This is a genomic window from Heliobacterium mobile, from assembly GCF_009720735.1.
GTDB classification, from domain to species: Bacteria; Bacillota; Desulfitobacteriia; order Heliobacteriales; family Heliobacteriaceae; genus Heliobacterium; species Heliobacterium mobile.
Genome location: NZ_WNKU01000092.1, coordinates 1 through 1211 on the forward strand (window position 1 = coordinate 1; position 1211 = coordinate 1211).

Here is a 1211-nt window from a genome sequence, read left to right on the forward strand (position 1 = left end):
ATTAGCAGCCCTTTCGGGCTGTTATCCCCCACTCTCAGGCAGGTTATCCACGCGTTACTCACCCGTCCGCCACTAAGCACTTCCACCGAAGTATCTGTGCTCCGTTCGACTTGCATGTGTTAGGCATGCCGCCAGCGTTCGTCCTGAGCCAGGATCAAACTCTCCACAAAATATTGTAGATAAGCTTGAGTCAAGCTCTATTGTTAAAGTTTCTTATCGAGTTAAGGCTTCTTGTAACAGAAGTCATTCACTCTCAAGAAAATGTCCGTCCCACTTTCGCGGGCCGAATTGACTTTGGTTTCGCACGCTTTTGCTTTCAACTGTTTGATTTTCAAGGACCAGAAATGTTATCGCCCATTTGTTGAGCGGAATGCTATAATATCATACTATAGCGTCCGAATCAACCGGTGTTTTATACCAAAGGACTTATGATTTGGTGCGGTCGAGAGGACTTGAACCTCCACGGTTTCCCGCTGGAACCTAAATCCAGTGCGTCTGCCAATTCCGCCACAACCGCATGCGTTAAGATAAGTTGTAGGTTTATACTCGAACCAATAGGATTTGATTGTAACGCCTTTACCATGTCAGAAGGTAATACGAAAGTATCTATGGTGCCGAAGGCCGGGGTCGAACCGGCATGAAGTTGCCCTCACTGGTTTTTGAGACCAGCGCGTCTGCCTATTCCGCCACTTCGGCATTATATGGGGTGGCTGATGGGACTTGAACCCACGAGTGCCGGAGCCACAATCCGGTGCGTTGACCACTTCGCCACAGCCACCATAAATATGGCGCGCCCGAAGGGATTCGAACCCCTGACCTCTTGATTCGTAGTCAATTACTCTATCCAGCTGAGCTACGGGCGCACGATGGAGCGGAAGACGAGATTCGAACTCGCGACCCTCGCCTTGGCAAGGCGATGCTCTACCGCTGAGCTACTTCCGCATGGTCTGTTAAATTTTGATGGAGCGGGTGATGGGAATCGAACCCACGTAACTAGCTTGGAAGGCTAGGGCTTTACCATTAAGCTACACCCGCATAGGTAGTATTTTGATAATGGAGCCGGCGACAGGACTTGAACCCGCAACCTACTGATTACAAGTCAGTTGCTCTACCAGTTGAGCTACGCCGGCATTATGGCGGAGCAGACGGGATTCGAACCCGCGATCTCCAGCGTGACAGGCTGGCATGTTAGGCCTCTACACCACTGCTCC

The 1211-nt window shown here is 50.6% G+C and carries 8 tRNA genes and 1 rRNA gene; all 9 read right to left on the minus strand.

Annotated features, from left to right (window positions below):
- A 16S ribosomal RNA gene (locus GJ688_RS19740) occupies positions 1 to 170 on the minus strand; the annotation flags it as partial.
- Positions 171 to 434: 264 nt separating this feature from the next.
- Positions 435 to 517, minus strand: a tRNA-Leu gene (locus GJ688_RS19745).
- 92 nt (positions 518 to 609) lie between these two features.
- Positions 610 to 696 (minus strand) — tRNA-Leu (locus tag GJ688_RS19750).
- Between the two features lie 6 nt (positions 697 to 702).
- Positions 703 to 778, minus strand: a tRNA-His gene (locus GJ688_RS19755).
- 8 nt (positions 779 to 786) lie between these two features.
- A tRNA-Arg gene (locus GJ688_RS19760) sits at positions 787 to 863 on the minus strand.
- A gap of 4 nt (positions 864 to 867) precedes the next feature.
- A tRNA-Gly gene (locus tag GJ688_RS19765) sits at positions 868 to 942 on the minus strand.
- A 19-nt stretch (positions 943 to 961) separates the two neighbouring features.
- Positions 962 to 1035, minus strand: a tRNA-Gly gene (locus GJ688_RS19770).
- Between the two features lie 19 nt (positions 1036 to 1054).
- Positions 1055 to 1130, minus strand: a tRNA-Thr gene (locus GJ688_RS19775).
- Between the two features lie 4 nt (positions 1131 to 1134).
- Positions 1135 to 1211, minus strand: a tRNA-Asp gene (locus GJ688_RS19780).